A 22,192-nucleotide genomic window follows, 5' to 3' on the forward strand; every position below is an offset into this window, starting at 1 on the left:
GACAAGTGAGTGTCGGCGACGGGCCTCGTCGGCGTCTGCGGCCGTACGTCGAGGCCATGCTTCTGTTGTGCTACCGGCCACAGGAGGCGCCGCGCTCCCGCTGGCGTCCAGAGGCACGAGCCTCGTGCACCGGCCACGGCCGGCGGCAGGTGCCGGCTCGCCGAGTGGCCGAGGCAGGGCCGCGTACGAGTGAAGCCCCGGGACGCCTGGCGTCCCGGGGCTCCCCCCTCCCTGATGACTCCGTGCTGCTACTTGCGGTAGACCTCGTAGACCTCGCCGAGGTTGTTCGAGACGACGTAGAGGTTGCCGTTCGGGCCGGTCCGGATGTCGGTGGCGACCCCGAAGTCCTGGCCGAACAGGAGCGACTCGCTCTCGGTGATGCCGTACTTCTCGGCGTTGTCCGCCACCTTGTCGTGCAGCCGCTTGTCGGTCGACGAGATGCCGGTACGTCGGCTGTTGATGTCGATCTTGAAGATCTGGCCGCCGAGCAGCAGGTTGCGGGCCGCGCCGACGAACAGGTCACCGTCGTAGGCGCTGCCGAGCGCGTTCCCGTCCTGGAAGCCGAGCCCGATCGGCGCCAGCTCGTACTTCCAGCTCAGCGCCGGGTCCTGGTAGTGCGAGAGGACGCGACCGTTGACGGCCGACAGCTGGCCGCGGATCTCGCCGGCCGGAAGGGCGGCGGTGTGGACGTTGACGTACGCCCGGCCCTGCTTGAGCCGACGGAGCAGCTCCGCCATGGAGCCGTCGAAGCCCGGGGCGCGGGCGATGACGTCGGCGGGCGTGATGCGGCCCTCCGCGACCTTGGTCTCGGCGCCGACGGTCACACCCGCCGGGTTGTTGAACAGGTTCACGGCGATGGGGCCGTTCTGCCCCGGCCCGCCGAGGTGGATGTGTGCCATGCGGGCGTTGGTGATGTTCGCGAGCTCGAGCCGGTACTTCAGCGAGCCGTCGCTCAGAAGCACGAACGTGGCTTCGCCCGTAGCCGCGGAGGAGTTGACCGGCACTTCCCGGGAGCCGCTGAGGTCGGCCTTGAAGGTGCTGCCGCCGACCGTGACCTTGTACATGCGCTCCAGTGCAAGCTCCGGCGAGGACTGGGCGTTGTTGACGTTCGCCGGGTCCCAACGCGTCTGCTGGATGCCGGCGAAGGGAGCCGTCGACTCGATGGTGCGGTACTGGGCCTGCCTCGCGAGGGGGCCCATGGTCTGGACCCAGCCGAGGTTGGACCCGGCTGGCACCCGGTTGATCTCGCTGAAGCTGTCGTCGCCGTTCTGGGAGTCCCAGAGGTCGCCGCTGATCGGGTCGAAGGCGAAGCCGAAGGCGTTGCGGACGCCGTAGGCGAAGACCTTCTGCCAGTTCGCGCCCACCTCGCCCCCGCGCTCGGTGCCCGCGGCGAAGAACGGGTTGTCGGCTGGGGCGGAGCCGTCGTCGTTGAGCCGCAGGATCGCGCCGCTCAGGTGCGCGTTGTCGGGCTCCGGCCCGCCGTACTGGTCGTCCGGCTGGTTGCCGACGGGGATGGCCGGGCACGGGAGCGCCGTGACGCAGCCGGGGCCGTCGGCGAGGTTCTGCAGCTGGCCGCGGCGGCCCTGGTCGCCGAGCTCGATGTAGAGCTTGCCGTCCGGCCCGAAGGCGATCTTGCCGCCGTTGTGGTTGCCGCGCTCGACGACCTGGCCGGCGGCGTTGACGTTGGTGGGGTCGTTCTGCCGCGAGCGGGTCGCGATGATGGCGCGGTCCATCGTGAGCGTCGACCCGTTCCAGACGAAGCGGTCGACCCGGTTGCCCAGCATCGGGACCTCGGTGGGCACGGTCGAGTCAGCGCCGGTGGTGCTCTGCGTCCAGAACAGGTAGACCCAGGGAGTCGCCGGGAACTGCGGATGGAGCGCCATACCGAGCAGGCCCCGCTCGGAGTTCGAGTTCACCGCGAGGTCGAGCACCGTGGAGACGACGCCGTTGTTCACGCGCTGGACGCGGCCCGTTGCCTTCTCGGTGACGAGCATGTCGTTCGCGCCGAGGAACGCGAGGCTCGTCGGAGCCTGCAAACCGCTGGCGGCGGTGCGCACCGCGAGGTTCGGGTCCAGGACCGTCGGCGACGCGGCATATCCGGCTTGCGTGGGCGGTAGCACTGCGGCCGCCAGCGGAAGCACGGCGACGGCGATGAGCGCCTTCTTGCGGGTCATTGCCTCTCCTTCCCTCGCCGCGGCGAGGATGGAGCGCGAGGGGAATGCGTGGATCGGCTCGTGGGCTCGCGCTGACGGCCGAGCGCCATTCGGTCCTTCCCCCCGACGCACGACTGAGGACATGGGCGGGCGCCGCGCGCAATTGACGTCGCACCCCGTCGACACAGGGAAGCGCCGCACCGGCGACAACGCTCGCAATGCCTTACACGGCCGGGTGCGGCCGGTGGTTCAACCGGGGGAGAAGAATTCGTCAGGCCGACAGATCGGGCAACGAGCTGCGCCGCTGCCGGGCAGCGGGAACTACCAACGGAGTCCCGGTCTCGGGGTCGGGCACCACGCGGCACGCGAGCCCGAACACGTCCTCCACGAGCTCGGCCGTGACGATGTCCTCCGGACGGCCGGCGGCCATGACCTTGCCCTCGCGCATCGCGATGAGGTGGGTGGCGTAGCGGCAGGAGAGGTTGAGGTCGTGGAGTACCGCGACGACCGTGCGCCCCTCGTCCTCGTGCAGCTGGGCGCAGAGGTCGAGTACCTCGACCTGGTGCGCGATGTCTAGGAAGGTGGTCGGCTCGTCCAGCAGCAGGATCGAGGTCTCCTGGGCGAGCACCATGGCCAGCCAGACGCGCTGGCGCTGGCCGCCCGAGAGCTCGTCGACGAACCGGAGGGCCAGGCTCTCGACGCCGGTGGATGCCATCGCCCGCGTGACCGCCGCCTCGTCGTCCGGCGACCACTGCCGCAGCAGCCGCTGGTGGGGGTAGCGGCCGCGAGCGACGAGGTCGGCGACCGTGATCCCGTCCGGGGCGATGGAGGACTGGGGGAGCAGGCCGAGGCGGCGCGCGACCTCCTTGGAGGGCAGGGCGCGCAGCGGCTGGTTGTCCAGGAACACCGTGCCGGCCTTGGGTGCGAGGAGCCGGGCCAGCGCGCGCAGCAGCGTCGACTTGCCGCAGGCGTTGGGGCCGACGATGACGGTGAACGAGCCGTCGGGGATCGCGACGTCGAGCCCCTCGGTGACGGTGCGCCGGTCGTACCCGAGGGTCAGCCCCTCCGCGTGCAGGCGCGGGCCCGCTCCGGCCTCGACGGGTGCGCTCACGACCGGCCCTTCCGCCACTCGGACGCGAGCAGCCACATGAGGTAGAGGCCGCCGACGGCCCCGGTGAGGACGCCGACCGGCAGGGCGGTGGCGAGCAGGTGCTGGGCGACCAGGTCGGCCAGGGCCAGCACGAGGCCGCCCATGAGGACGGCGGGGAGCAGCCCGGCGCCCTGGCCCCGGGTGAGCCGGCGGGCGATCTGCGGCGCGGCCAGAGCGACGAAGCGGATCGGCCCGGCCGAGGCGACGGCCACCGCCGTCGCGGCGACGGCGAGGACGAGCAGCCCCAGCCGCGCGCGCTCGACCGAGATCCCCAAGGCCTTCGCCGCGTCGTCGCCCATCTCGAGCATCCGCAGCTTGCGTGAGAGCACGATGCCGACGGGAAGCAGCACGGCGAACGCGACGGCGATCGGGCGTACGTGCTCCCAGCCCCGGCCGTTCAGGCTCCCCACGAGCCACACCTGCGCGCTCAGCGCGCGGTCCACCGAGGACCGGGTCAGCAGGAAGCTGTTGACCGAGACCAGGGCGGAGCTGACCCCGATCCCGATGAGGATCAGCCGGTAGCTCTGCACGCCGCGCGAGTAGGACAGCAGGTAGATGACCGCCGCGGTCAGCAGGCCGCCCACGACCGCCCCGCCGGCCGTCCCCGCCGTCCCGGCGCCGAGGAAGAGGATCGCGACCAGGCCGCCCATCGCGGCCCCGTTGTCGAAGCCGACCACGTCGGGGCTGCCCAGCGGGTTGCGCGACAGGCTCTGGAAGACGTAGCCGGCCAGGCCGAGGCAGCCCCCGACCATGAGCGCGGTCAGGACACGGGGCAGGCGCAGCGTCTCGACGATGAACTCGGTGGCCGACGTGCCGCCACCCAGCAAGGTCCGGACGACGTCGCCGACCGGGAGGGGGTAGTCGCCGGTCGTGATGCTCCACACGGCGACGACCACGACGAGCGCGGCCAGCGCCAGCCCGACGAGCACGGGGCGCAGCGTCCAGCGCAGGGAGAGCGCGCCCCCGGCCAGCGAGAGCACGCGCCACGGCAGCGGGGCCGCCCGGCCGGTCTCGGGGGCACGGCTCGGCAGGGTCGACGTCACAGCTGGGCGACCTTCCGTCGGCGGACGACCGCGACGAACACGGGGGCGCCGATGAGTGCGGTGATGAACGCGGCCTGCAGCTCGCCCGGCCGGGCGACGACGCGCCCGATCACGTCCGCGGTCAGCAGCAGGACGGGGGCGAGGACCATCGACCACGGCAGGACCCACCGCTGGTCCGGGCCGACGAAGGCACGGGCGACGTGCGGGACGGTGAGCCCGACGAAGGCGATGGGGCCGACGGCGGCGGTCGCGGCCCCGCAGAGCAGCAGGATGGCGAGCGCGGACCAGGCCCGGGTACGTCCTACGTGCGCTCCGAGCGCTCGCCCCGTGTCCTCGCCCAGGGCGAGCGCGTTCAGCGAGCGCGCCAGGGCCAGCGCGATGACGGCGCCGAGCGCGAGGAAGGGCCCGACCTGCGTAAGCGTCGACATGTCGTGCCCGGAGAGCGCACCGACCTGCCAGAAGCGCATGGCGTCGAACGTGCCCGGGTCGCTGAGGCTGAGCGCCTGGGTGAACGCGCCCAGGGCCGCGGACACCGCCGTGCCTGCGAGGGCGAGCCGGATCGGCGTCGCCCCGCTCCGCCCCGTCGCACCCAGCCCGTAGACGACGACCGAGGTGACGGCCGCGCCGGCGAGGGCCGGCCAGACGTACTGCGCGGGGTCGGTGAAGCCGAAGATGCTGATGGCTACGGCCGCCGCCGCGGCGGCGCCCGCGTTGACGCCGAGGATGCCGGGGTCGGCGAGCGGGTTGCGGGTGACCGCCTGCATGAGCGCCCCGGCGAGGCCGAGCGCGGCCCCGACGGCGAGCCCGATCAGGGTGCGTGGGACGCGCAGGTCGTGCACGACGGTCGACGCCGTGGAGTCGTCGGGGTGGAGCAGCACGTCGAGGACCGTTCCGAGGGACAGCGCCCGCGACCCGACGGCGATGCTCAGCAGGGACACGGCCGCGAGCAGCACGAGCGCGAGCACGAGCCCGCCGGTCCGGGCCCACGGCCCGCCGCGCGGCACCGGCCCGGCCGCCCGCGTGGCGGTGCTCCCGCTGCCGTCATCGCCGCCGACACCGGGCGACGCGATCGCCATCGGCTCGGTCCGCGACATGGCGCTTAGGCTAACCTAACCAGCTCGGAGCGCTCGGTGCGCCGCGCCCCGGACGCGGTGCGGTGTCGGACGGCGCTGCGCGAACGTACGCTCGCCGTATGGCGTCTGTCCCCGAGGCGTCCCCGCTCGCCTACCAGGGCTCGCTGTTCGACGGCGGCCCGAGCGCGCCCGACGAATCCTTCACGGGGCTGCGGCGGATCGACCTCGACGACCGCAGCTGGGTCGACTACTGCCCGGGCTGGCTGCGCGGGTCCGACGAGCTCTTCGCCGAGCTGGTCGGGACCGGGCGCTTCGCCCAGCGCACCGTCCACGTCTACGACAACACGGTCCTGGAGCCGCGGCTGACCGCGGGCTGGTCGACCGCGGTCGACGACGAGGGGGCCGACGCCGTTCCCGCCGCGCTGCGAGCGGTCTCCAAGTCGCTGTCCGCGAGATACGGCGTGGTGTTCGACCGGGTCTGGGTGAACCTCTACCGCGACGGTCGGGACTCGGTCGCCTGGCACGGCGACCGCAACAAGAACACGCACCGCAACCCGCTCGTGGTGACGGTGTCGATCGGGGCGCGCCGCCGCTTCCTCCTGCGTCCGCGTGGCGGGAAGACCGCGCTCGAGCTGCGGCCGGGGGCAGGGGACCTCGTGGTCATGGGCGGTGCCTGCCAGCACGAGTGGGAGCACACGGTGCCGAAGGAGGCGCGGGCGCCCGGCCCGCGGATGAGCATCACCCTGCGCCACACCGCGCACCTGGACGCACCGGGCGTGGCCACCGAGCCGCTGCCTACCTACTGGGCGCCCCCGCCGACGGCCGACTGACCCCGGCCGCGGCGGGCTCCCGCGGAACCGCCGGTTAGCCTTCGGGGCGTGTCGACGCGCCTGCCCGGTCCTGCGTGACGCCCGAGCAAGCGGTCGCCGTCCTCCTGTCCGGGGTCGCCGCCGGCGGCATCAACACCCTCGTCGGGTCCGGCACCCTGGTCACGTTCCCCACGCTGCTGGGGATCGGCCTGGCCCCCGTGACCGCCAACGCGACGAACACCATCGGCCTCGTGCTGGGCTCCGTGAGCGGCGCCTGGGGCTATCGCCGGGAGCTGGCCGGCCAGCGCGCCCGGCTGGTCCGGCTCGGCCTGATGTCCGCCCTCGGCGGGCTGGCCGGCGGCGTCCTGCTGCTGACGCTGCCGTCGGACACCTTCGAGGCGGTCGTGCCGGTGCTCGTCGCGATCGCGTGCGTCCTCGTGCTGCTGCAGCCGGTCCTCGCGCGCCGCACGGCGGCGCGGGAGCACCAGACCCCGGCGCACGGTGGCCCGTGGCTGGCGGGCGGCGTGTGGGTCACCGGCGTCTACGGCGGCTACTTCGGCGCCGCGCAGGGCGTGCTGCTGCTCGGGCTCATGGGCTCGCTGCTCGACGAGGGGCTGCACCGGATCAACGCGGCCAAGAACGTGCTCGCCGCGATCGTGAACGGCATCGCCGCCGTGCTCTTCGCGTTCGCCGCGCCTGTCGAGTGGAAGGTCGTGCCGCTGCTCGCCGGCGGAGCCCTCGTCGGCGGCGCGCTTGCGGGCCGCTACGGCCGCCGGATCCCGACGACCGTCCTGCGCTGGCTGATCGTCGCCGTCGGCGTCGTCGCGATCGTGCAGCTCGTCCTTTGACCCCTGTCGCTCGTCGCCTGACGTACGTTGAAGCTGCCCGTCGAGCAACGAGGGGGTGTAGAGCTCAACGCATCGCGGCGACTGCTGCGGCACATCGTGCCGTTTCGATTCCATTGCCAGTGCACTGTGAACATTAGACTGCTGACGGTCATGCGCCCCCGGTGTAGAACTACCCGAATACTCCCGCCTTTATGCGCTTATCTGCGCTCTTGTAATCCCTGTTCGAGGTGGGTTCCGCAATCGAGGCCAACGCTTGGTACTCGGCGGCTAGTCTGCGAGTGATTTCCTCTAGGGCTTGTATGGAGGAGGCAAACTGCGCCAGGGCAATTTCAAGTGCAATCTTATGCCGCAAGGCGGTCATCTCGCCCGCAACCTTCCGGTAAGCGGCCGGCTTACGATCCGCGCCCATCAGATTCGCCGTGGCGGCCATAATGCTCGCCAAGGCTGCGACACCACCCAGCCACTTTGGTGCTCCGACTGCGACGGCGAACGCAGACGCTGCCGACACGCAGGCCGGCCAGAAGATCAAGTATCGCGCCTGTCGCTCTAGGCGCTTGCTTGCCTCGTAATAGGCCTGCGCGGAATAGAGTGCTTCGACTCTCACGCGCTCAAGTTCCTTCATGAGAGCGTCGGTCTGTGTCGTGCTCGGGGTGGTCATGGAATCACTCTCTTGTGATGGGCAGTTTGGGTGAGCGGAGAAGTAGCTCGCTTGTCATTCGAAGCTCTTGAGTATTTCGAGAAGGGTGCTCCAGCCATGAGCGCGTAGTGCCCCCCGATTCATAGGATGCTACAAGGAGGGCCCTGCGCAACTTGGGGTCATTCTCGCTTTTCAGCATAGTTCGAAGTAGTGCGGCATCGCCTGGGCGTGCGTTCAAACCGGCAAACCGTGCCGCGTACTCGCGAACGAAGCCCGGCCGATTCCGGTCCTCCAGAATCCTCCAGACAATAGTCGCGAGATGTTGCGTTCGGCCTCTGTCTACGCTGAGCAAAAGCCTCAGGACATGCATCTCTGCGTACGGGTAGTCCGCGAGGCGGTTCTCCTCGAGCAGTCGCTGACATAGAAGTAGAACCCGCTGATCCTCGTCTACAAACACGCCGAGGTATGTGACTGCTTCCCGCGCCGCTTGCGGGACGGCATCGAAGTTGTGAAGCAGCCAGGTTAACGCCAGCGGGTCAGCTCGTTGTTTGAATAGGTTGAGACAGAACCGCAGGTCGCGATCGTCCACCTCTCTGGGATCAGAAGTAGCTCGATGAAACAGGTTCGACAGCGCTTCGTCGGTGCCACTAAAGCCCACGTGAAGGCCGTATTTGATAGCGTCTTTCTCTGCCTCCTCGAACTGCCCTAGTGCTTCCGCGGGAGCGACTATGCGCGTCTTGCTGCCAGCCAGATGCAGCTTTCGACCACGCAGGATCTGCGTGATCTGGATGAGTTCTCGGCGCAAGCTGTTCCAATTGTCCCCGAAGATGTAGAGGTCGTCAGAGTACCGAAGAAAGTTCAGGCCGCGGTTCTGAAGGTACCGGTCGACGGGCAGGAGATAGGCATTTGCAAGAATTCCGGAAGCGTCTGAGCCCTGCGGAAGACCCCACACTTGGTTGTCTTCGCCGAATCTGTCGAGAAAGGCTCGGAGGACCTTCATGACTGATGCATGCCCTGTAAGCTCCGACACCTCCTCGCAGAGCATCCGTACGTCAACGTGCTCATAGAACGAGCTGATGTCCGTTTTAGCGAGCATTAAGTGAGGCGAGGACCTTGCAATAGTCCTTCCGCGGCGTTGCATGGCAACCCAAGAGCGCACCGAAGATAGGAGCTGACTTCTTTTCGTGCTCCACCGGTAACTGTAGACCGATCGAGGGATGTAATCATCAATGCGTGGTTGGAGAGCGAAGACGCAGGCCTCGTAAGTGATCCGGTCAATCGCATTCATCCGTGCGAGCGGTCTTACCGTGAGCAAGTCCTTGGGGAGATCGACGATCTCAACTTGCTGAGGGGTGTAGTGCCCGTTGTCAATCGCGACGAGCAGTCGTTCGCGTGCGGTGAGCCAAAAGCCCACAAGGTCGCGGTGAGAGATTGGGTCAGGAATTGCCTCGCCGGCTTGCGCACGTCGATTCGTCAAGCGTCCGAAGGCTGCGTTCAGGTGTGGGCGCAGACCGTATCTGTCGTCAGCTAGAGTTCGCGGCACAAGTTGCATGCTTGCACATGCCGCTCTGGCACGCCCCCGGTTCACCTCTACGTGGGTGAGAGGGTAGAGCAATCGCTCGAGAGGAGCGCGTACGCCTTGCTCCAGCGTCCGCCGGGGACTGACGGCTACAAAGAAGAATGCCGTAGTCAGGCAAGTTCGACCCGTCCCCCACTAGCTCCCTCCATAGGAACGGCTGACGAACGAGCCGGCGTTGAGGCAGACCCTACCTTGCGGGGCTGCTAGATGTTGCATGCTCCGGGCTCATCCGAGGAGTCTGGGTTCCGCTCGCGCCGCTGTGTTGAGTGGTCAGGGCAGCTCAATCACCTCGACCCGCGCCCCCGCCGCCGGGAAGCCGAACGCCTCGGCCGCGCTGCGTCCGCGCAGCAGCAGCTCGTACCACCGCACCTCGCCGGCGCGGCCGGCCCATCCGCTGCTGCCCGGCGCGAAGGACATCTCCCCGGCGGGCACGTCGAACGTCCCGTCGCTCACGGTCGCGAGCAGCCGGCGCCCGCCGATCGCGACGGCGACGCTGGTGCCGGAGGGCGCCGGAGCCGCGCTCCACGTGGTCTTGAGGTTGCCGTAGCCGTCGACGTACGCGACGACGCTCTCCGGCGGCGCCGGGATCGACGCCCGGTCCACGGAACGCGTGCCGAGCGTCGCGTCCCTCGCCAGCAGCCGGGGGAGGAGGGCGGGGAAGGCGTCGCGGGAACGGAACTGCGAGCCCGAGGGCGGCACCTCGACCGCGACGAGCTCGTCGGCCTCATCACGCAGGAAGGAGAAGGCGTACGTCGAGTTCGCGCCGACGACGAGCGACCCGTCCGGCATCCGGGCGGCCACGAGCCCCTCGCCGTCGTTGTCCTCGCGCGGCGCGTCGAGGTCGAACCGTGGTGCGACGTTGGAGTAGACGAGCCGGTCCGCCGGCCCCTCGGTGAGCGCCAGCTGCGCCGAGCAGAACCCGGCGGAGAGGGTGTCGAACGGCGGCACCGGGGTGTAGACGACGTCGGCGTCCGGCAGGTGGACGGCCAGCCGCTGCCTGACCTCGGCGAACGCGAGGTCGCCCTGCCCGTAGTCGGCGATGAGGTGGACGATCACGAGGACGTTCTTCCCCGCAGAGAGCGCCGGCACCGCGGGGTGAACGCCTCGGCCGGGACGGCAGGCCGCAGAATCGCCCGGTGGACGAGGATGCGGTCGCAGTCGAGCACGTGACGAGCGCGGACGACCCGCGCCTGCAGGACTACATCGGGCTGACCGATGTGGCCCTGCGGCGCAAGCGGGAGCCGGCCGAGGGGCTCTTCATGGCTGAGGGGGAGAAGGTCATCCTCCGGGCAGTACGCGCCGGCTACCGCGTCCGCTCGGCGTTGCTGGAGGAGCGGTGGCTGCCCGGCATCGCGCCCGCCCTCGCCGCCGCCGGCGCTCCGGCGTACGTCGCCGACCCGGCCCTGCTCCGCGAGCTGACCGGGTACGAGGTCCACCGCGGCGCCCTGGCGGCGATGCAGCGCCTGCCGCTACCGAGCCCTGCCGAGCTGCTCGCGTCGTCGACGCGTGTGGCGGTGCTCGAGGACGTCGTCGATCACACGAACCTCGGTGCGGTCTTCCGGGCGGCGGCTGCCCTCGGCATCGAGGGGGTGCTGCTGACCCCGCGCTGTGCGGACCCGCTCTACCGACGCTCGGTCAAGGTGTCGATGGGCGCCGTCTTCGCCGTGCCGTACGCCCGCTTCGAGCGATGGCCGGACTGCTATTCAGAGATCCGTGACGCAGGGTTCCGGCTTCTGGCGATGACCCCGGCCCCGGACGCGGTCGCCCTGCCCGAGCTGCCCCACGGCGAGCGCGACGCGCTGCTGCTGGGGACCGAGGGGGACGGCCTGACCCGGCGCGCGCTCGAGATGTCCGACGTGCGCGTCCGGATCCCGATGGACGCCGGGATCGACTCCCTGAACGTCGCCGCGGCTGCCGCGGTGACGTTCTACGCGGTGCGTTACGGGAGCGGGAGCGCGCGCTAACTGGTCGTCAGAGGTCGACCGCGCGGACGACGGCCCAGACGACGAAGAGCGCGGCGACCAGGACGCCGATCGCGATCACCGAGACCAGGCCGAACCGCGACCAGAACGACTCGTGCGGCAGGTCCGGCTGGTGGTACGTCTGCCCGCCCGCCCAGCTCTCGCTGCCCTCGGCCGGCGGCGTCTCGCCGGGAGGCACCCCGCCGCCTGGCTCCAGGCCGGGGATGTTGTTCGAGCGCGGGTCGGTCGTCATGATGCACCGGCTACCCGGAGGGGTGGCCGCCAAACGGGCGGGTAACCCGTGCGGGCTGTCCGAGACCGGGTTCCGGGCGCTGTGGAGACTGGAGGGCCGAGAGATGGCGACTGGGCAGAGGGCGGACGAGGACGCGCTGCGCGAGGCGCGTGGCGAGACACGGGCGCAGCAGCTGGACCGCAACCTCAGCGAGATGGTGCAGGAGCTGCGCGTGGCCCAGACGGGCGTCCAGTTCCTCTTCGCCGCGGTGCTCGCGATCCCGTTCCAGCAGCGGTTCGACGACCTGACGGGATTCCAGGAGCGGGTCTACGTCGTCACGCTCGTGCTGACCCTGTTCGCCACGACCATGCTCGTGGCGCCGGCGAGCTTCCACCGCACCGTCTTCCGGCGGGGCCTCAAGGACGAGCTCGTGACCGCGGCCGACCGGATGTTCCAGCTCGGACTGGTCGCGCTCGCGCTGGCCATGACGTCCGCGGTCCTGCTCGTCCTGGACGTCGTCCTCGAGTCCGGATGGATCGTGGGCGGCCTGGTCTCGCTGGCGGCGGCGTGGTTCGTCGCCTTCTGGTACGCCTGGCCCATCGCCGTGCGGGTCCGCCGCGGCCGGGCGAGCGCCTCCGCCTACGACTGAGCGGCCGCCCCGGGGGTCAGCGTCGCGGCGCGAGCACCGGCGTCGTCCAGCCGGTGCCGTCGGCGAGCGCGTCGATCAGCGAGGTGAGCGTCTCCTCGGCCGTGTGCCGCGGGGCCCAGCCGAGCTCGGCCTTGGCTCTCGCCGTCGACATGAGCGGGACGTACCGCGCCATGTCGAGCCAGCCGCCGTCGGTGGGCTGCAGGTGGGCGCGCCAGCTGAGCTCGGTGCCGGCGCGTAGGAGCGGGAACGGGACCGGGACCCTGCGCGCCCGCAGTGAGCGGGCGATGGTCCCGGGGTCGATCGGCTCGTCGGCCGCGATGTTGAAGGCCCCCCCAGCCCGGCGCTGCAGGATGCGGACGATGGCGTCCGCGAGGTCGTCGGCGTGCACGACGTTCGCGACAACCCCGTCGGGGAGCGGGAGCACCGGGAGAGCGGCACGGGCCGCGCGCGCCAGCGGGGCCAGCCGGCCGAGGAAGTAGCGCCCGATCTCGGAGCCGGCTCCCGGCTGCAGCACCAGGCCGGGGCGCAGCCGGGCCACGACCGGGACGGGGCCGGCACCCTCGTACGCGTCCAGCATCCGCTCGACGGCCGCCTTGTGCCGGCTGTAGTGCGAGCTGCGGATGCCGGTCGTCGGCCACGACTCGTCCACGACGGGCTTCGCCGGGGCGGGGGAGTAGGCGCCGATCGAGGACGCGACGACCAGGTGGGCGGCGCCGGCGGCGCGGGCCGCGTCGATCACCCGCCGGGTGCCGTCCAGGTTGACCTGCGCGAGATACGCCTGGTCGCGGTTGGGCTGGATCGCCCAGGCGAGGTGGACCACGGCGTCGGCACCGGCGAACGCGGCTCCCAGGGCGTCGGCCGAGCCCGGCTCGGCGATGTCAACCGACGACCACGAGATGTCGGTGGCCGTAGCGGCGCTCGGCGCCTCCGGGGGGCGGCGGGCGATGCCGCCGACCTCCCAGTCCGGTTGCGCCGAGCGCAGCGCGCGCAGGAGGGCGCTGCCGACGTTGCCGGTGGCGCCCGTGACGGCGACTCGCATCGCGCTGCTCAGCCCGCGTCGCGCGCCCGCGCCCCGGAGCGCAGCCGGGCGGGGTCGACCTCGCGCTCCGGGTGACGGCGGAGGTACTCGGCCTCGAGGGCCTGCGTGCGCTCCGTGTGGGCCTCCAGCGCGTCGTCGGACCCGTGCCGGAGCGTCTCCGTACGGGTCTCGTGCAGGTGGGCGAGCTCGCGCAGCAGGTCCTGCTCGTCGAGCTGGTCGGCGGGAACCCCGGCCATGGCTCTCTCCTTCGTGCCGTTCGGCGATCGACTCCCGGCCTACCCGCGATGCCCGTCGGTCACGCCGCGATCTTGCGGGCGGCCCGGACCCCGGGGGGACTAGCCCGTACGGGTCACGTGCAGGGGGTCCTCGTAGGAGACACGAGGGGGTCAGTAGCTGCCAACCTCAGATCTTCCGCTTAGAGTCCGGGCGTGAGCTCTCCGCGTGCCGTCCTCAGCGACGGTGGCAGCGCGCCCAGCGGGCGTCCCCTGCCGCCGCCCGAGGTCGTCCTGTTCGACCGGGACGGCACGCTGGTCGTCGACGTCCCCTACAACGGCGACCCCGCGCTGGTGCAGCCGGTGCGCGGCGCGCGCGAGGCACTGGACCGGCTGCGGGCCCGCGGCGTGCGGATCGGGATGGTCACGAACCAGAGCGGCATCGCCCGCGGCATGATCACCCGGGATCAGGCCGACGCCGTCAACGCGCGCGTCCTGGAGCTGCTCGGCCCCTTCGACGACGTCCAGGTCTGCCCGCACGGGCCGGGCGACGGCTGCGCGTGCCGCAAGCCAGCGCCCGGCATGGTCCTCGCGGCCGCCGACCGGCTGGGCGTCGCGCCGGCCCGCGTGGCCGTCGTCGGGGACATCGGCGCCGACGTGGGCGCCGCGCGTGCCGCCGGTGCCCGCGGCGTGCTCGTGCCGACGCCCGTCACGCTTGCCGCCGAGGTCGACGCCGCGGACGAGGTCGCCGACGACATCGGCGCGGCCGTCGCCCTGCTGCTGGGTGGAGACGACCCCGGCGCGTCCGCGCAGGCCCGTCCCTCGCTGGACCGGCGTTGAGCGCCCCTCGGGACACGTACCCGACTTCGACGCCCCGCCCCACCGCGCTCCAGCCCGCTCCTGAGGACCGTGCGCCGACGGCGCAGCGGTCGGGCAAGCGGGTCCTCTGCGTCCGGCTCGACAGCGCCGGCGACATGCTCGTCACGGGCCCGGCGATCCGAGCCGTCGCGGCCGGTGCCGCCGAGGTCGTCGTGCTGGCCGGTCCGGAGGGCGAGGCGGCCGCCCGCCTGCTCCCCGGGGTCGACGAGGTCGTCACGTGGCGCTGTCCCTGGATCGTCGGCAGCCCGCCCGCCGTCGACCCGGCCTCCGTCGCCGACGTCGTGTCCCGCATCCGGTCGCTCGCCGTCGACGAGGCCGTCGTCTTCACGTCCTTCCACCAGTCCGCGCTGCCCACGGCCCTCGTGCTGCGGCTCGCCGGCGTGCCGCGTGTCGCCGCCACGAGCACCGACTATCCGGGGTCGCTGCTCGACGTACGGCACCTGGTCGACGAGTCCGTGGACGTCCCCGAGCCCGAGCGGCACCTCGCGCTCGCTGCCGCCGCGGGCTACCAGCTGCCCGCGGGTGACGACGGCAGGCTCGCGGTGCGGCGCCCGCTGGCCGCCCTGCCCGACGACGTGGCCGCGGCCGCCGACGTGCCCTACGTCGTGCTGCACCCGGGCGCGTCCGTGCCGGCCCGCGCCTGGACGCCGTTACGATGCGCGGAAGCGGTCGAGACGCTGGCCGCCCGTGGCTGGCGGGTGCTGGTCACCGGATCGCCGGGCGAGCGCACGCTGACCGCCCAGGTGGCCGGCAGCTCCGGGGTCGACCTGGGCGGGCGGACGACCTTGGCCCAGGCCGCGACGCTGCTCGCCGGAGCCGCCGCCGTCGTGGTGGGCAACACCGGCCCGGCGCACCTGGCCGCGGCGGTCGGCACCCCGGTGGTGTCGCTGTTCGCGCCGACCGTCCCCGCGGTCCGGTGGGCGCCGTACGCCGTCCCGACCGTCCTGCTCGGAGACCAGGCGGCAGCGTGCGCGGGCTCGAGGGCCCGCGAGTGCCCGGTGCCCGGCCATCCGTGCCTGGCCACGGTGACGGCGGACGACGTCGCCGCCGCAGTCGACAAGCTAGTAGGAGGCGCACCACTGTGAGGGGCTCGGCGTGAGGGTGCTGCTCTGGCACGTGCACGGGTCCTGGACGACGTCGTTCGTCCAGGGCGGGCACGACTACCTGCTTCCGGTCGTCCCGGACCGGGGGGCGGACGGCGGTGGCCGTGCACGCACGTGGGACTGGCCGGCGAACGCCCGGGAGGTGACGCCCGAGCAGCTGCGCGACGAGCAGGTCGACGTCGTCGTGCTGCAGCGCCCGCGTGACCTCGAGCTCGTGCGCGAGTGGCTCGGCCGTGAGCCGGGGGTGGACCTGCCGGCGGTCTTCGTCGAGCACAACACGCCCAAGGGCGAGGTGCCGATGACCCGCCATCCGCTGGCCGACCGCGACGACATCCCGGTCGCCCACGTGACCTACTTCAACGAGCTCTTCTGGGACAGCGGGCGGGCCCCGACGGTCGTCGTCGAGCACGGGGTCGTCGACCCGGGGGAGCTCTACACCGGCGAGCTCGCGCGCGCCGGCATCGCCATCAACGAGCCGGTCCGTCGCGGGCGTGTCACGGGCAGTGACCTGTTGCCGCGATTCGCCGAGGTGGCGCCGCTCGATGTCTTCGGGATGCGTCTCGCCGGGTTGCACGAGAAGTTCGGGCTCGACCCGTCGCGCGTCACGCTGCACGAGGACCCGCCGCAGGCCGCCATGCACGCGGAGCTGGCCCGCCGCCGCGTCTACGTGCATCCGTTGCGGTGGACCTCGCTGGGGCTCTCCCTCATCGAGGCGATGCATCTCGGCATGCCCGTGGTGGTACTCGCTTCTACAGAAGCCGTCGAGGCGGTGCCTGAAGAAGCCGGATGCCTCAGCACACGGGTGGACGTGCTGACCGAAGCGGTGCGCCGGTTCCTGTCGGACCCGGACGCCGCACGTCTGGCCGGAAAGGCTGCTCGGGCTTACGCGCTCGAGCGCTACGGGCTCGGTCGCTTCCTCAGCGACTGGGACCGCTTGTTGAGAGAGGTGGTGCGATGAAGATCGCCATGGTCTCCGAGCACGCCAGCCCGCTGGCGAGCATCGGGGGCGTCGACTCCGGTGGGCAGAACGTCCACGTCGCGGCACTGGCAGCTGCCCTCGCGCGCCGCGGCCACGAGGTGACGGTCTACACGCGCCGTGACTCTCCCGCGCTCCCGGACCGGGTGGAGGTGTTCGACGGGTACGCCGTCGAGCACCTGGCCGCCGGCCCGCCGGCCGAGATCCCCAAGGACGACCTCCTGCCGCACATGAGCGAGCTGGCCTCCGGGCTGGCCGCGCGCTTCGCGGTGGACCGTCCCGACGTGGTGCACGGGCACTTCTGGATGAGCGGGCTCGCTGCTCTGCTCGCCGCCCAGGGCACGGGCGTACCGGTCGTGCAGACCTTCCACGCCCTCGGCACGGTCAAGCGGCGCCACCAGGGCGCGGCCGACACGAGCCCGGAGGACCGGGTCCGGGTCGAGCGGGCGGTGTGCCACGACGCGTCGCGCATCATCGCCACCTGCAGCGACGAGGTGTTCGAGCTCGTACGCATGGGCGCCCGCCGCACCTCGGTGTCGGTCGTCCCGTGCGGGGTCGACGTCGACCACTTCACACCCACCGGCCCGACGATGGAGCTGCCGACGGCGGGCATGCAGTACCGCCTGCTCGTGGTCGGGCGCCTCGTCGCCCGCAAGGGCGTCGACGACGTCATCCGCGCGCTGGCCTCGCTGCGCAACACCGAGCTGATCGTCGCCGGTGGTCCTGAGCCGGGCGACCTCGACTCCGATCCCGAGGTCCGCCGGCTGCGCGAGGTCGCCGCCGGGCACGGGGTCGCGGACCGCGTCCTCTTCCTCGGCCGCGTGGGCCGCCCGCAGATGCCCGCGCTGCTGCGCTCGGCCGACCTGCTCGTGACCGTGCCGTGGTACGAGCCGTTCGGCATCGTGCCGCTGGAGGCGATGGCGTGCGGGCTGCCGGTCGTGGCGAGCGCCGTCGGCGGGCTGCAGGACACCGTCGTCGACGGGACGACGGGGGCGCTCGTGCCGCCGCACCGCCCGGACGTGCTCGCCCAGATGCTGCGCCACCTGCTCGCGGACCCGATGCGCCGGGAGGGCTACGGCCTCGCGGGCATCGACCGGGCGCGGGCGCGCTACAACTGGGACCGCATCGCGCTCGACACCGAGGCGGTCTACGCCGACGTCGTGCGCGGTGCTCCCGCGCAGGCCCGCGCCGCCGGCGTCGAGGACGACGAGGACCTCGAGATCGACCTGCTCGCCGACAGCCCGCGGGAGGCCGTCCGATGACCGGCTGCACCCCGACCGGAGGCGCTCACCTTCGCGTCCTCGCCGAGGCGCTCGACGGCTTCGCCGCCGAGGCCGAGACGGTCGAGCGCTGGGGCCGCCAGCTCGCCGACGTCCTGGTGTCCGGGGGCCGGCTGCTCGCGCTCGGCAACGGCGGCAGCGCAGCGCAGGCCCAGCACCTCACGGCGGAGCTGGTCGGCAGGTACCGCGACGACCGGTCGCCCTACAGCGCGATCGCGCTGCACGCGGAGACCTCCACGCTCACGGCCCTGCTCAACGACTACCCGGTGGAGGAGGTGTTCGCCCGCCAGGTGGAGGCCCACGGCCGCCCCGGCGACGTGCTCGTCGCCATGTCCACCAGCGGGCGGAGCCCCAACGTGATCGCCGCCGTCCGCCGGGCGCGCGCCGCCGGGCTGACGACGTGGGCCTTCACCGGGCCGCGGCCCAACCCGCTGGCGGCCGAGGCCGACGAGGCGCTCGCCGTCGAGGCGCCCTTCACCGCCACCGTGCAGGAGCTCCACCTCGTCGGGCTGCACATGCTCTGCGCCGCGTTCGACGCCGCGCTCGGCGTGATCGACCTCGAGGCCGACCGGATAGAGCTCCCGGCGCCGCCGCTGACCCCCGCGGCCACCGCGTGAGCGGGCCGCTCGTCGTCGTCGGCGACGCGCTGCTCGACGTCGACGTCCTCGGCGCCGTCGAGCGCGTGGCGCCGGACGCCCCTGTGCCGGTGCTCGACGTGGCCGAGGAGCGGCCGCGCCCCGGCGGCGCAGCGCTCGCGGCGCTGCTCGCCGCGCAGGACGGCCGGGAGGTCGTGCTCGTCGCGCCGCTGGCGGACGATGCCGCGGCGGCCCGCCTGCGCGAGCTCCTCGCACCCCACCTGCGGGTCGTGCCCGTGCCGTGGGGCGGCAGCACGCCGGTGAAGACCCGGGTCCGCTCGGCGGGCCAGTCCCTCGTCCGGCTCGACACCGGCGGTGCGGACGGCCCGGTCGGTGACCCCGGGCCGGAGGTCGCGCGGGTGCTGGAGTCGGCGTCGGCGGTGCTCGTCGCCGACTACGGCCGCGGGGCCACCTCCTCGCCCGCGCTGCGCACGCTGCTGGCCCGGGCCGCCGCGCGCGTGCCGCTGGTCTGGGACCCGCACCCGCGCGGGGCCTCCCCGGTCCCGGGCGCGCGGCTCTGCACGCCGAACGGCTCGGAGGCGGCACGCGCCGCGGTCGAGTTCGGGGTGCCCGCGGACGTCGAGGGCACGGTCGCCGCGGCGAGCCGGCGGGGCGAGGCGCTCGCCCGTGGCTGGGGCGCTGCCGCGGTGTCGGTGACGCTCGGCGCGCGCGGCGCGCTGCTCTCGTTCGGCGAGGGAGCTCCGCTCGTCGTTCCCGCTCCCTTCGTGCCGTGCGCCGACCCGTGCGGGGCCGGCGACCGTTTCGCGGCGGCCGCCGCCGGGCTGCTCGCCGACGGCGCCCTGCCCAGCGAGGCCGTCACGGGTGCGGTCGCCGCGGCGTCGGCCTTCGTCGCCGCGGGCGGCGCTTCGGCCGTACGCGTCGGCGCGGCCGCCCCGCCGGCATCCGTCGCCGGCACCGGCTCGGACCGCGTCGCCGACGTCATCGCGGCGACACGGGCGGCGGGCGGCACGGTCGTCGCGACCGGAGGCTGCTTCGACCTGCTGCACGCCGGGCACGTGGCGACGCTCGAGGCCGCTCGCGCCCTCGGCGACTGCCTCGTCGTCTGCCTCAACAGCGACGACTCGGTGCGCCGGCTCAAGGGCCCGGAGCGGCCGCTGCAGCCGCAGGACGACCGTCGCCGCGTGCTCGAGGCGCTGGCCTGTGTCGACGCCGTGGTCGTGTTCGACGAGGACACCCCCGAGGCCGCCCTCGCCGGGCTCCGTCCCGACGTCTGGGCCAAAGGCGGCGACTACGCCGGAACCGAGCTTCCCGAATCCAAGCTCGTGCAGTCCTGGGGAGGCGCAGCCGTCGTGCTGCCCTACCTCGACGGGCGGTCCACCACCGCACTCGTCCGGACCGCCCGTGACCGCGGTGCTGCACTACCGAACAGCAACTCCCGATTCATAGATGCCTGATTCGCTGATGTCCAAAGGAGACAGCATGAGCAACCCCGTCGGCCGCGTCCTGGTGACCGGCGGCTCGTCAGGCCTCGGAGCGGCAGTCGTCGAGGCCGTGCAGGCCGACGGCGGCACCGCCTACGTCCTCGACCGGGTCGCGCCCGAGGCCGAGGTCGAGCACGAGATCGTCGACATCGCCGACACCCGGGCCGCCGAGGCCGCGGTCCGCAAGGTCGCCGAGCGGGCCGGTGGCCTCGACGCCGTCGTCACCGCCGCCGGCATCGACCGATGCGGGCGGCTCGAGGACGTCGCCGCCGAGGAGTGGGAGCGGGTGATCGCCGTCAACCTGCTCGGCACGGCGGCCGTCGTCCGCGCCGCCCTGCCCGCGCTGCTCGACAGCCACGGCAAGGTCGTGACCGTCGCGTCCACGCTGGGCCTGCGCGCGCTGTCGGACGCCACGGCGTACTCCGCCTCGAAGTTCGGCGTGGTGGGCTTCACCCGCGCGCTCAACGCGGAGACCCAGGGGCGCATCGGCGTCACGCTGCTCATCCCCGGTGGCATGCAGACGCACTTCTTCGACGACCGCGACCCGCAGTACAAGCCCGGCCCCGACGCCAAGCTCAACCGGCCGCAGGACGTGGCCCAGACGGTGCTGTTCGCGCTCAAGCAGCCGCAGGGGTGCGAGGTGCGCGAGCTGCTCGTCGCGGCCAGCGTCGAGAGCTCTTGGCCGTAATCGAGCCTTCGGCAGAGTCGGCTCCGCCCGGCACCCCGCGGCCGAGCGCGCTCGTCCTGCGCGCGCTCGGCCTCGGGGACCTGCTGACTGCCGTCCCCGCGCTGCGGGGGCTGCGCCGGGCGCTGCCCGGACACCGCCTCGTGCTGGCCACGCCTGACGCGCTCGCGCCGGTCGCCCTGCTGTCGGGGGCGGTCGACGCGACCACCGACGCGCGCGGGCTCGACGGGCCGCTTGCCTGGGACGGCCCGCCGCCCGCGGTGGCGGTCAACCTGCACGGCAGCGGCCCGCAGAGCCACCAGCTGCTCGCGTCCCTGCGCCCCGGGCGGCTCCTGGCCTTCGCCAACACCGCTGCGGGCGTCGAGGGGCCGGCGTGGGAGCCGGCAGAGCACGAGCGGGTGCGCTGGTGCCGCCTCGTGGCGTCGCAGCTGGAACCGTGCGAGCCTGATGACCTCGTGCTCGCGCGACCGGATGCCGGGTCCCCGGCCCCCGGAGCAGTCGTCGTGCACCCCGGCGCGGCGTACGCGAGCCGGCGCTGGCCGGTGGAGCGCTTCGCGGAGGTCGCCGCCACGCTGCGAGCTGCGGGCCACCGGATCGTGGTGACCGGGTCCGCGGGGGAGCGTGGCCTCGCCGAGCGGCTCGCGGCCGGCGCGGGCCTTCCCGCCGACGACGTCCTCGCCGGGAGCACCTCCCTGCTCGAGCTCGCGGCCCTGGTGGCCGACGCCGCCCTCGTCGTCTCGGGGGACACCGGCATCGCCCACCTCGCGTTCGCGTACGAGCGCCCGAGCGTCACCGTCTTTGGCCCGGCGCCGCCGGCCCGCTGGGGACCGCCTCCGCCCGGGCGTCACGTCGTGGTGTGGCACGGGGACCCGGACGACCCGTGGCGCGAGGGCGACGTCTTCGGAGCCAGCCCGGTCCCCGAGCTGCTCGACGTTGCCGTGCCCGAGGTCCTGGACGCGGCGAAGCGCGCGCTGCGCGCCTGATCATCGCGGCCCCGTCCCGGCATGCCGGGGCTGAGCGGAGGGTACCGGCAGCCCATGAGCAGTCGAGTTCCCCTGGACGCCCTTTTCGCCGGCTACCTGCACGACCTCGCGGAGCTAGCCGAGCTCGCCCGCGACGAGCACGCAGAAGGCCTGCGCGGAGCCCGCGCGCTGGTCGGCAAGCTGGTGCTCGAGGCGCTCCGCGTCAGCGTCGACGAGAGGCACTTCCTGCTCCCGGTGGTGCAGGAGGCCTTGGCGGACGGGGCCGACCGGTCCCGGGGCATCGTGGCCGACCTCGACGAGCTGGAGGCGAAGGTCGTCGCGCTCGAGGGGCTGGACCCCACGACACCGGCCGCTGGCGCCGCGCTCGAGGAGCTGACCGAGACCGTCGTGGCCTTGGCGCGCGAGCAGCGCGCCGGCGTGCTTCCGGCCCTCGCCGAGGCGGTCGACGACCGCGAGCTGGTGGCGCTCGCCGCTCCTGCGAGCCCGACGCAGCAGGCAGGGACGACGCACTCGCACCCCAAGCTCCCGCCGCAGTACGACCTGCAGCAGTGGCCGACGCGCGGCCTCGCCCGCGTGACGCGCGAAGCGCTCGAGCACGAAGCGCGCATCCGCGAAGCCGACTTCTCCTCCACCTCCTGACGCCACCCACTCTTGCGCTGATCATGCACATGTGGCGAGTTGTCCCCAGGCGTTGTGGCTGTGGACAACTCGCCACATGTGCATGATCACGGGGGAGGGGAGGGCGGACGACGCCGGAGCACGTCACGGTAGGCGACCGCTGGTCCGCGACGACGCCCCGCGTCGACACAGTGCCGTGTCAGCAG

Annotated in this window: 23 protein-coding genes; 13 read left to right on the forward strand and 10 right to left on the reverse strand. The window is 72.7% G+C overall.

Annotated features, from left to right (window positions below):
- Positions 1–248: 248 nt before the first annotated feature.
- From G9H71_RS10085 to G9H71_RS10100, 4 genes are all read right to left on the reverse strand, one after another.
- On the reverse strand, positions 249–2,174 hold the full coding sequence (locus tag G9H71_RS10085) for a PQQ-dependent sugar dehydrogenase (protein WP_166281352.1): 1,926 nt from the start codon (positions 2,172–2,174) through the stop codon (positions 249–251).
- A gap of 250 nt (positions 2,175–2,424) precedes the next feature.
- On the reverse strand, positions 2,425–3,264 hold the full coding sequence (locus G9H71_RS10090; protein ID WP_166281354.1) for an ABC transporter ATP-binding protein: 840 nt from the start codon (positions 3,262–3,264) through the stop codon (positions 2,425–2,427).
- Positions 3,261–4,346: a FecCD family ABC transporter permease gene (locus G9H71_RS10095; RefSeq protein WP_166281356.1), complete on the reverse strand. Its 1,086-nt coding sequence runs from the start codon at positions 4,344–4,346 to the stop codon at positions 3,261–3,263. The genes G9H71_RS10090 and G9H71_RS10095 overlap by 4 nt, the downstream gene beginning before the upstream one ends.
- Positions 4,343–5,440 (reverse strand): FecCD family ABC transporter permease, encoded by a 1,098-nt coding sequence (locus G9H71_RS10100; RefSeq protein WP_231134550.1) that lies wholly within the window; start codon positions 5,438–5,440, stop codon positions 4,343–4,345. Before G9H71_RS10100 ends, G9H71_RS10095 begins: the two co-directional genes overlap by 4 nt.
- 98 nt (positions 5,441–5,538) lie before the next feature.
- On the opposite strand from G9H71_RS10100, the gene G9H71_RS10105 reads away from it, so the two are divergent.
- On the forward strand, positions 5,539–6,249 hold the full coding sequence (locus G9H71_RS10105; RefSeq protein ID WP_166281358.1) for an alpha-ketoglutarate-dependent dioxygenase AlkB: 711 nt from the start codon (positions 5,539–5,541) through the stop codon (positions 6,247–6,249).
- 74 nt (positions 6,250–6,323) lie between these two features.
- Entirely contained in the window at positions 6,324–7,076 is a 753-nt protein-coding gene (locus G9H71_RS10110; protein ID WP_166281360.1) for a sulfite exporter TauE/SafE family protein, read from the forward strand.
- Between the two features lie 169 nt (positions 7,077–7,245).
- Here the strand turns inward: G9H71_RS10110 and G9H71_RS10115 are convergent, their stop codons facing one another.
- The 3 genes from G9H71_RS10115 to G9H71_RS10125 all read right to left on the reverse strand — a co-directional run bounded on the left by G9H71_RS10115 (position 7,246) and on the right by G9H71_RS10125 (position 10,381).
- On the reverse strand, positions 7,246–7,734 hold the full coding sequence (locus G9H71_RS10115) for an SLATT domain-containing protein (RefSeq protein WP_166281362.1): 489 nt from the start codon (positions 7,732–7,734) through the stop codon (positions 7,246–7,248).
- Positions 7,735–7,738: 4 nt separating this feature from the next.
- Entirely contained in the window at positions 7,739–9,265 is a 1,527-nt protein-coding gene (locus tag G9H71_RS10120) for an RNA-directed DNA polymerase (RefSeq protein WP_269204598.1), read from the reverse strand.
- A 297-nt stretch (positions 9,266–9,562) separates the two neighbouring features.
- Positions 9,563–10,381 (reverse strand): hypothetical protein, encoded by an 819-nt coding sequence (locus tag G9H71_RS10125; protein WP_331272886.1) that lies wholly within the window; start codon positions 10,379–10,381, stop codon positions 9,563–9,565.
- 47 nt (positions 10,382–10,428) lie between these two features.
- Here G9H71_RS10125 and G9H71_RS25040 point away from each other — a divergent pair, with 47 nt between their 5' ends.
- Positions 10,429–11,256: a TrmH family RNA methyltransferase gene (locus tag G9H71_RS25040; RefSeq protein WP_331272887.1), complete on the forward strand. Its 828-nt coding sequence runs from the start codon at positions 10,429–10,431 to the stop codon at positions 11,254–11,256.
- A 7-nt stretch (positions 11,257–11,263) separates the two neighbouring features.
- Here G9H71_RS25040 and G9H71_RS10135 read toward each other — a convergent pair whose 3' ends face one another.
- Positions 11,264–11,506 carry a DUF6480 family protein gene (locus tag G9H71_RS10135; protein WP_166281366.1) on the reverse strand — a complete coding sequence of 81 codons (243 nt, stop codon included), beginning with the start codon at positions 11,504–11,506 and terminating at the stop codon, positions 11,264–11,266.
- Positions 11,507–11,609: 103 nt separating this feature from the next.
- Between G9H71_RS10135 and G9H71_RS10140 the strand changes: the two genes are divergently transcribed.
- The gene (locus tag G9H71_RS10140; RefSeq protein ID WP_196791930.1) at positions 11,610–12,134 is read left to right on the forward strand and encodes a DUF6328 family protein; all 525 of its coding nucleotides are present in this window, start codon (positions 11,610–11,612) and stop codon (positions 12,132–12,134) included.
- 16 nt (positions 12,135–12,150) lie between these two features.
- Here G9H71_RS10140 and G9H71_RS10145 read toward each other — a convergent pair whose 3' ends face one another.
- Together G9H71_RS10145 and G9H71_RS10150 are read right to left on the reverse strand one after the other, a co-directional pair.
- Positions 12,151–13,173: an NAD-dependent epimerase/dehydratase family protein gene (locus G9H71_RS10145; RefSeq protein WP_166281368.1), complete on the reverse strand. Its 1,023-nt coding sequence runs from the start codon at positions 13,171–13,173 to the stop codon at positions 12,151–12,153.
- 8 nt (positions 13,174–13,181) lie between these two features.
- Positions 13,182–13,409, reverse strand: a complete 228-nt coding sequence (locus G9H71_RS10150; protein WP_166281370.1) for a DUF6158 family protein — start codon at positions 13,407–13,409, stop codon at positions 13,182–13,184.
- A gap of 192 nt (positions 13,410–13,601) precedes the next feature.
- Here G9H71_RS10150 and G9H71_RS10155 point away from each other — a divergent pair, with 192 nt between their 5' ends.
- The 9 genes from G9H71_RS10155 (at position 13,602) to G9H71_RS10195 (ending at position 22,007) form a co-directional block, all read left to right on the forward strand.
- A complete protein-coding gene (locus G9H71_RS10155) occupies positions 13,602–14,225 on the forward strand; it encodes a D-glycero-alpha-D-manno-heptose-1,7-bisphosphate 7-phosphatase (protein ID WP_166281372.1) in 624 nt (207 codons plus the stop codon).
- A gap of 134 nt (positions 14,226–14,359) precedes the next feature.
- The gene (locus tag G9H71_RS10160; protein WP_166281526.1) at positions 14,360–15,349 is read left to right on the forward strand and encodes a glycosyltransferase family 9 protein; all 990 of its coding nucleotides are present in this window, start codon (positions 14,360–14,362) and stop codon (positions 15,347–15,349) included.
- A 10-nt stretch (positions 15,350–15,359) separates the two neighbouring features.
- Positions 15,360–16,325 (forward strand): glycosyltransferase, encoded by a 966-nt coding sequence (locus tag G9H71_RS10165; RefSeq protein ID WP_166281374.1) that lies wholly within the window; start codon positions 15,360–15,362, stop codon positions 16,323–16,325.
- Positions 16,322–17,605: a glycosyltransferase gene (locus G9H71_RS10170; protein ID WP_166281376.1), complete on the forward strand. Its 1,284-nt coding sequence runs from the start codon at positions 16,322–16,324 to the stop codon at positions 17,603–17,605. Before G9H71_RS10165 ends, G9H71_RS10170 begins: the two co-directional genes overlap by 4 nt.
- Positions 17,602–18,240: a D-sedoheptulose-7-phosphate isomerase gene (locus G9H71_RS10175; RefSeq protein ID WP_166281377.1), complete on the forward strand. Its 639-nt coding sequence runs from the start codon at positions 17,602–17,604 to the stop codon at positions 18,238–18,240. The genes G9H71_RS10170 and G9H71_RS10175 overlap by 4 nt, the downstream gene beginning before the upstream one ends.
- Positions 18,237–19,673 (forward strand): D-glycero-beta-D-manno-heptose 1-phosphate adenylyltransferase, encoded by a 1,437-nt coding sequence (gene rfaE2 / locus G9H71_RS10180; protein WP_166281379.1) that lies wholly within the window; start codon positions 18,237–18,239, stop codon positions 19,671–19,673. Before G9H71_RS10175 ends, rfaE2 begins: the two co-directional genes overlap by 4 nt.
- Positions 19,674–19,698: 25 nt before the next feature.
- Entirely contained in the window at positions 19,699–20,388 is a 690-nt protein-coding gene (locus G9H71_RS10185) for an SDR family oxidoreductase (protein ID WP_166281381.1), read from the forward strand.
- A complete protein-coding gene (locus tag G9H71_RS10190; RefSeq protein WP_196791931.1) occupies positions 20,379–21,368 on the forward strand; it encodes a glycosyltransferase family 9 protein in 990 nt (329 codons plus the stop codon). The genes G9H71_RS10185 and G9H71_RS10190 overlap by 10 nt, the downstream gene beginning before the upstream one ends.
- A 54-nt stretch (positions 21,369–21,422) precedes the next feature.
- Entirely contained in the window at positions 21,423–22,007 is a 585-nt protein-coding gene (locus G9H71_RS10195; protein ID WP_166281383.1) for a hypothetical protein, read from the forward strand.
- Positions 22,008–22,192: the final 185 nt, after the last annotated feature.

Origin of the sequence: Motilibacter deserti (assembly GCF_011250635.1) — a bacterium.
Classification (GTDB): domain Bacteria; phylum Actinomycetota; class Actinomycetes; order Motilibacterales; family Motilibacteraceae; genus Motilibacter_A; species Motilibacter_A deserti.